This is a genomic window from Glutamicibacter sp. BW77, from assembly GCF_002332285.1.
Taxonomy (GTDB): Bacteria; Actinomycetota; Actinomycetes; order Actinomycetales; family Micrococcaceae; genus Glutamicibacter; species Glutamicibacter bergerei.
Genome location: NZ_NRGT01000001.1, coordinates 21,205 through 27,499 on the forward strand (window position 1 = coordinate 21,205; position 6,295 = coordinate 27,499).

Here is a 6,295-nt window from a genome sequence, read left to right on the forward strand (position 1 = left end):
TTTCCGAGCAAGTGGTTGCTGGCAAAATCCAGTGGCCTATCAACATAAAGGTGTATAGCTATGAAGGCTGATATTCATCCAAAGTACGGTCCAGTTGTCTTCAACGACCTGGCATCCGGCGAGCAGTTCCTGACCCGTTCGACCCGTTCGTCGGACAAGACCGTTGAGTGGGCAGATGGCAACACCTACCCAGTGATCGACGTCGAAATCTCGGCTGCATCGCACCCGTTCTACACCGGTAAGCAGCGCATCATGGACACCGCTGGCCGTGTCGAGCGCTTCAACGCCCGCTTCAAGGGCTTCGGCGGCAAGAAGTAATTCTTCGCCCCTCGCAAGCTTTTTACGGCACGATTCCAGTTCAACTGGAATCGTGCCGTTTGCGTTTAAGCACAGGTGACAAGACGATAGAATCGACTTATGATGCATCATGGCGAATACAAGGTGGTCGGCGGCAAATTAGTCGTCGTTGATCTCGATAGTGACAACGGGGTGATCGTTAACGCTTCACTTAACGGCGACTTTTTCCTCGAACCGGATGAGGCACTCGAAGACCTCAACGCGGCATTGAACGGTCTGCCTACCGGCGCTAGCCATGGCACCATCCGCGACGCGGTCAACAACAATTTGCGCGAAGGCGCGGTGATGTTCGGTTTTGATGCCGACGCAGTGGCGCGCGCGGTCCGCCGAAGCCTGGGTCACGCCACCAAATGGGAAGATCACCAGTGGGAAATTCTCGGCCCAGAAATCATTCCCGTAGCCGAACAGGTAGCCCTCGACGAGGTGCTCACCCGGCAAATCGGAACCGGTGAGCGAAAGCCTACGATCCGTTTTTGGGACTGGGACGAATCCGCGGTCGTTATCGGCTCCTTCCAATCCTTAAAAAACGAAGTGGACATGGAACAAGCCACACACCACGGCATTAAAGTGGTGCGCCGCATTTCAGGTGGCGGGGCAATGTTCATGGAAGCCGGAAACTGCATTACCTATTCCCTGTACGCCCCAGATTCCTTGGTGGACGGAATGAGCTTTGCCGATTCCTACCCATTCCTTGACGCGTGGGTCATGCAGGCGCTGAAATCACTGGGCATTAATGCCTATTACAAGCCACTGAACGATATCGCCACGCCGAGTGGAAAGATCGGGGGAGCGGCGCAGAAACGTCTGGCTAAGGGCGCCCTGTTGCACCACGTCACCATGAGCTACGACATCGATGCACAGAAGATGGTGCAGGTGTTGCGTATTGGGCGCGAGAAAATCTCGGATAAAGGCATTACCTCGGCCGTTAAGCGAGTGGATCCGCTGAAATCACAGACCAGCGAAGATCGAGCGCAAATCATTTCCACCATGATGGATACCTTTGCAGCTCGTACCAACGCCACCGTTGTTGAGTTAGATGACATAACGCGAAAAGCCGCCCAAGACCTGGCTCAAACTAAGTTTGATACCGAGGCCTGGACGGCTCGCGTTCCGTAAACTACTGGCTAGCGCGGCTGTGCTGCTGCGCGTTGAGGCTTCGTTCAAGCTCTGCGCGCTGTTCGATGAGAATGCGTAGCAGTGCTGCCGGAGCCCCCTGGTGATGTTCCAGCCAGACGTTTCCGGCCTGCAAGGTTGGATTTTCTTCCGGTTCGCCGGTGAGATCCTGCGAACCCGGGTAAAGGCCCTCGATGACGCGAGTGGCAAATTCCATGCTCATCGTTTCAAAGACCGGCAGGATTGCAGCCCAGTAACGCGACTGGAAACCAGCTAGCAGGCTAGCCGAGCCCATCGCAAAACCGTCGGCGATAGCGGAAAGTGCATCGTTTGATAATGGACCGTGTTCATCGTGGCCCATCAACACGGTATCAAAAGCAGCTTCTTTCACGTCCGTATCCGGACGGGCAGCCAACGCGGTGCGGACCGCGTTTTGTGCCACGCTCGTAGGATTGCGCTTCGCAGCCTGATGCATCCGCGCTTCGGCCTGCGCGTCCAAGCCGCCCGCGACCGCCAAAGCAATGTAGCTTGCCCAGCGAAGTTGTTCGTCAACTGTGACCCGGTAAGGATTCTCTTCCTCGGCAAGGAAGGAATCAATCACCTCGCGCGCCACACCGGAGCGCGCCAAGCGAGCTAGCGTGCGCGCGGTAGTGGTCTGCTGGTCGCTACCAGCTTCGAAATTCGCCAGCCAGCCGGTGAGAACTTCGGCAGCACGTTCGCGGATCGAGACTCGCAGTTCCGGGGCAACATATTTCGAGATTGAAGTGACCAGCTGATCAAGCAGCATCGCAAAGACACCGGAATCGGTCACCGTGTGCGCATGTTCCAAAATGGCGTTGACATAGGTCTGAGAAGCTAGCTTTGACTGACGTACGCCGTCCCATAAGGAGGCCCAACTGGTGGCGCGTGGCAAAGATTCCTGCAACGATCCAAGATTTCCCAGCAAGGTTTTCAGTGAATTTTCATCAAACTCAATGAGCGCGTAGGTTTCATCGCCCACGTTGGGCAAGATCAGATCGGGTAGCGGCTGACCGACGAGGAAATCTAGTGCGACGCTATCTCCGGAAAGTTCAACACGCTGTGTTGCGGTGCGCGTGAGCACGCCATCGGTCAGCGTGTAGGCGCCGACGGTGAGCACATGGGGTCGCACAATTGCTTGGCCACTAATCGGATCTATGCCGTGCTGTTCAAGATTCGCAGCGGTCAGGATCCCGGCGTCATCCACGGTGTAGTTCACCGCGAGTTTGGGCACGCCACTAGTCTTCAGCCAGGCATCGGCCCAGCTGCGCATATCGCGTCCGCTGGCTTTTTCTAGTGCCTGCAGGAAGTCTTCCAAGGAGGTGTTGGCGTATTCGTGTTGACGGAAGTACGCACGAGCCGCGTCGCGGAAGGCTTCTGCCCCGACAAAGGCGGCCAACTGCTTGAGCACGCTAGCGCCCTTGGCGTAGGTGATGCCATCGAAGTTCTGGTCTGCAGCCAGCAGATCTGGAATATCGGCCACGATCGGGTGGGTGGTTGGCATCTGATCTGCCACGTAGGCCCACGCCTTACGACGCGCGGCAAAGGTGGTCCATGCGGTGGTGAATTCTGTGGCTTCATCGTTAGCAAGCGTTCCGATATAGTCCGCAAAGGATTCCTTCAACCACAGATCGTCCCACCAGGCCATGGTCACCAGGTCGCCAAACCACATGTGCGCCATTTCGTGCATGAGCGTATTAGCACGCTGCTCATACTGGGCTTCGGTGGCCTGGGAGGTAAATACATAACGTTCGGTGAAGGTGACGAGGCCAGGATTTTCCATGGCACCGAGGTTATATTCCGGAACAAACGCCGAGTCGTATTTGCCCCATGGGTAGGGGTAGTCAAAGAGCTCGTGGAAATAGTCCAGGCCTTGGCTGGTGAGCTTGAGAATTTCTTCGCCGTCAAAGTGTTCGGCCAACGAGGCGCGGCAGGTGGCTGCCATTTCAATGTCTAGCGATTCGCCATCTGCAAGCTTTTGCACGTGGGTACCGCGCACCACATGGTATGGGCCGGCAAGGACCGCGGTGATATAGGTGGAGATCGGGCCGGTTGGTGCGCAGGCGACGGTTTTGGTGCCGTCACCATGATTCATCTCGTCGATGATCTGCTGGTTGCTGGCCAGATGCCAGTCTTCCGGGCCAGTCAAGGTGAATTGGTAGCTGGTTTTGAGATCCGGCTGTTCAAAGCAGGCAAAAACACGGCGTGCTTCCGAGGGCTCAAACTGTGTGTAGAGGTAGGTCTGGCCGTCTTGTGGGTCCACGAAGCGGTGCAGTCCCTCGCCGGAACGTGAGTAGCTGGAGCGTCCGGTAATGCGCACGGTGTTTGCCGCGTCCGTGCGCAAACCATCGAGGTAGATGCGGGCGTCGAGTACCGCGTCCGCGACGGAGATTTCGGCTCCATTAACCACGATGCTTTCAATCGACTCATGAATGTAGTCAATGAAGGTTTGCGGTGACTTTGAAGAGAAATTCAGTGTTGTGATCGCGGTGTAGGAAGTTTCCTGCGCTTGGGTGGCGTTGCTCAGATCAAGCTCTACGGCTGCATAGTGCCAGCTGATGTTCGCGGCACGCCAAGCGGCCTCATCGCGTCGAAGGTTCTCATTGGGTGCATAGCGTTCTAATGTGTCCACCCTTACAGCTTAGCTGTGAAATGAATGTTTGATAATGCTGAGCTAGACGAAAATTAATTTACCCGGCCGCGCATTACGGCGAGTAGCTGGCGGATTCCTTGGAAATGATCTGCGAGTAACAGGCGCGCGGCATCGATGTCTTTGGCGCGCACCGCATCAAAAATTGCGCGGTGTGCCGCCGCGGTTTCAACCAGTGCTTTAATGCATTATTCAGGCTTGCGAAAAGCCTGGCGATACTCCATCGGGGAGACACCTTTGAGAGCACGGAATCGTTGGCGGAAAGTCACAGGCGTTCCAAAACCCACAGCCGCCGAGACCTCAGCAATGGATCCGTGACTTTCCTCAAGGAGCTTGCACGCTTCATCAATACGCCAGCTCATCGCCCATTGGTGTGGTGTACTGCCCGTTTCGGCCAGGAAGCGGCGGAGAAAGGTTCGCTCCGACATACACGCCTCACCGGCAAAATCGCTAAGCGTAAGAGTTCTTGTCGGGTCTTTCATCATTAGAGTGCGAACTGTCGTCATCGCTTGACCATCACCGTGCTTCACCGCAACCGGTGTCGTGAGAAATTGTGCCTGACCACCCGTACGATGTGGGGCCATCACCATGGAGCGAGCGATAGTAGAGGCAACCGACGATCCGCAGAACTGACCTATCAGGTGAATGCTTAAATCGATTCCGGCCGCCACACCAGCGGAAGTCCAGACTCTGCTTTCCCCAACAAATAACACTGCGGGGTCGACATTGATTTCTAGGAAGCGACTCGCTAGCTCATCGGTTAAGGCCCAATGAGTGGTAGCGGTAAGACCATCCAATAATCCGGTCTGGGCCAATACAAAAGCGCCCGAACAAAGTGAGGCCACCACTGCTCCGCGTTGATGAGCTTCACGTATCGTTTCCAGATACTGATTGGGTGGTGTGGCTGTGAAGTCTCCAAGCCCGGGGATCAAGACCAGATCTGCATTTTGGGCCCATTCCAGAGTCTCATCAGCCATAGCCTGCGACGAGTCGGTCAGTTCTACCATCCCTTTGTTTATCGCACACCGGCGGAGATCGACGTTCAAGTCAGGCGACGATAAACGCTTTGCCGCCCAGGTCTCGGTCACAATTGAGACATCGAAGAGTCGAGTTCGGGGTCTGAGGAAGATCGGTACGGAAATTCACGCTAACGACATCCCGGTGTCGATCCTGGCGTGGATAGGGCTCGCGAAAAAGCGAAATGCCCGACGCAAAGCTTTCGCAGTGTGGGGCAACGGATGAGAGCCGCACGTCATCTTTCGGTGGTGGCAGGAAGAGGTCACGGAGTGATTGTGCCGGTTTTCTTGCGTTGGTCGCGTTCAACGGCCCGGTAGATGGTGGATCGGCTGATGGAGAATAGTTCTGCCATTTCGGTCATGGTGTGTTTGCCGGCATCGTGCAGTTCGAGGAGGTGTGTTTCTTGTTTCACGGTGAGTTTTGGCTGTTTTCCCCGGAGTCGGCCGTTGGCCTTGGCAACCTTCATTCCTTCGCGGGTGCGCATGCTGATGAGGTCGGCTTCGAACTCAGCGATCATCGCCAGGACGTTGAACAGCAGTTTGCCCATTGGGTCGGTGGGGTCGTGGACGGAACCACCGATGCTGAGTCTGATTTCGCGTCTGGCGAGGTCGTCGGCTATCTCGTGGGCGTCTCGGACGGACCGGGCCAGGCGGTCGAGTTTGGTAACGACGAAGGTATCTCCGGCCCGGCAGGCGGCGAGGGCTTCGTGAAGTCCTGCGCGATTCTTGTTCCTGCCGGTAAAGCCATGATCAACATAGACGCGTTCGGGTTCAACGCCGAGGGATGCCAGGGCATCACGCTGGGCGGTGAGGTCTTGCTCCTCCGTGGACACGCGTGCGTAACCGACCATGATCTTAGACATGTAGATCAGTGTGTCACATAGGGATCCTTCACCGGACAGTTCACCGTACACCCTATACGGACACTTCATAGGTCACCATTAGCAAAGCAGCAGGTCAGCGGTTGGCGTGTCCGGTGGAGGACCGTCTTACGGGACACTTCCATCGAAGGTCACTTGAGCCTCTTCAACAACTCAAAAGTATTGGAAAATTTTCTGTAGCCCATTGATCTTTTCGGTGCTAGATTCGAATCATGTTCCATTCATAAAGTTTTCTCGCAACTATGGCTCTGATTTTTCAA

At 55.8% G+C, this 6,295-nt stretch carries 5 protein-coding genes; 2 read left to right on the forward strand and 3 right to left on the reverse strand.

Translation table 11 applies throughout. The features are described from left to right. Positions 1–60 precede the first annotated feature (60 nt). Both CIK74_RS00115 and CIK74_RS00120 read left to right on the forward strand, forming a co-directional pair. Complete coding sequence (locus tag CIK74_RS00115) at positions 61–318, forward strand: type B 50S ribosomal protein L31 (protein ID WP_096253676.1); 258 nt, start codon at positions 61–63, stop codon at positions 316–318. A 99-nt stretch (positions 319–417) separates the two neighbouring features. After that, positions 418–1,473, forward strand: coding sequence for a biotin/lipoate A/B protein ligase family protein (locus tag CIK74_RS00120; RefSeq protein ID WP_096253677.1), 1,056 nt, complete (start codon positions 418–420; stop codon positions 1,471–1,473). Between the two features lies 1 nt (position 1,474). Here CIK74_RS00120 and pepN read toward each other — a convergent pair whose 3' ends face one another. From pepN to CIK74_RS00140, 3 genes are all read right to left on the reverse strand, one after another. Next, positions 1,475–4,120: an aminopeptidase N gene (gene pepN, locus CIK74_RS00125; protein ID WP_096253678.1), complete on the reverse strand. Its 2,646-nt coding sequence runs from the start codon at positions 4,118–4,120 to the stop codon at positions 1,475–1,477. A gap of 206 nt (positions 4,121–4,326) precedes the next feature. Further along, positions 4,327–5,226 carry a helix-turn-helix domain-containing protein gene (locus CIK74_RS00135; RefSeq protein ID WP_256382454.1) on the reverse strand — a complete coding sequence of 300 codons (900 nt, stop codon included), beginning with the start codon at positions 5,224–5,226 and terminating at the stop codon, positions 4,327–4,329. Between the two features lie 191 nt (positions 5,227–5,417). Further along, positions 5,418–6,017 (reverse strand): recombinase family protein, encoded by a 600-nt coding sequence (locus CIK74_RS00140; protein WP_096253684.1) that lies wholly within the window; start codon positions 6,015–6,017, stop codon positions 5,418–5,420. Positions 6,018–6,295 lie beyond the last annotated feature (278 nt).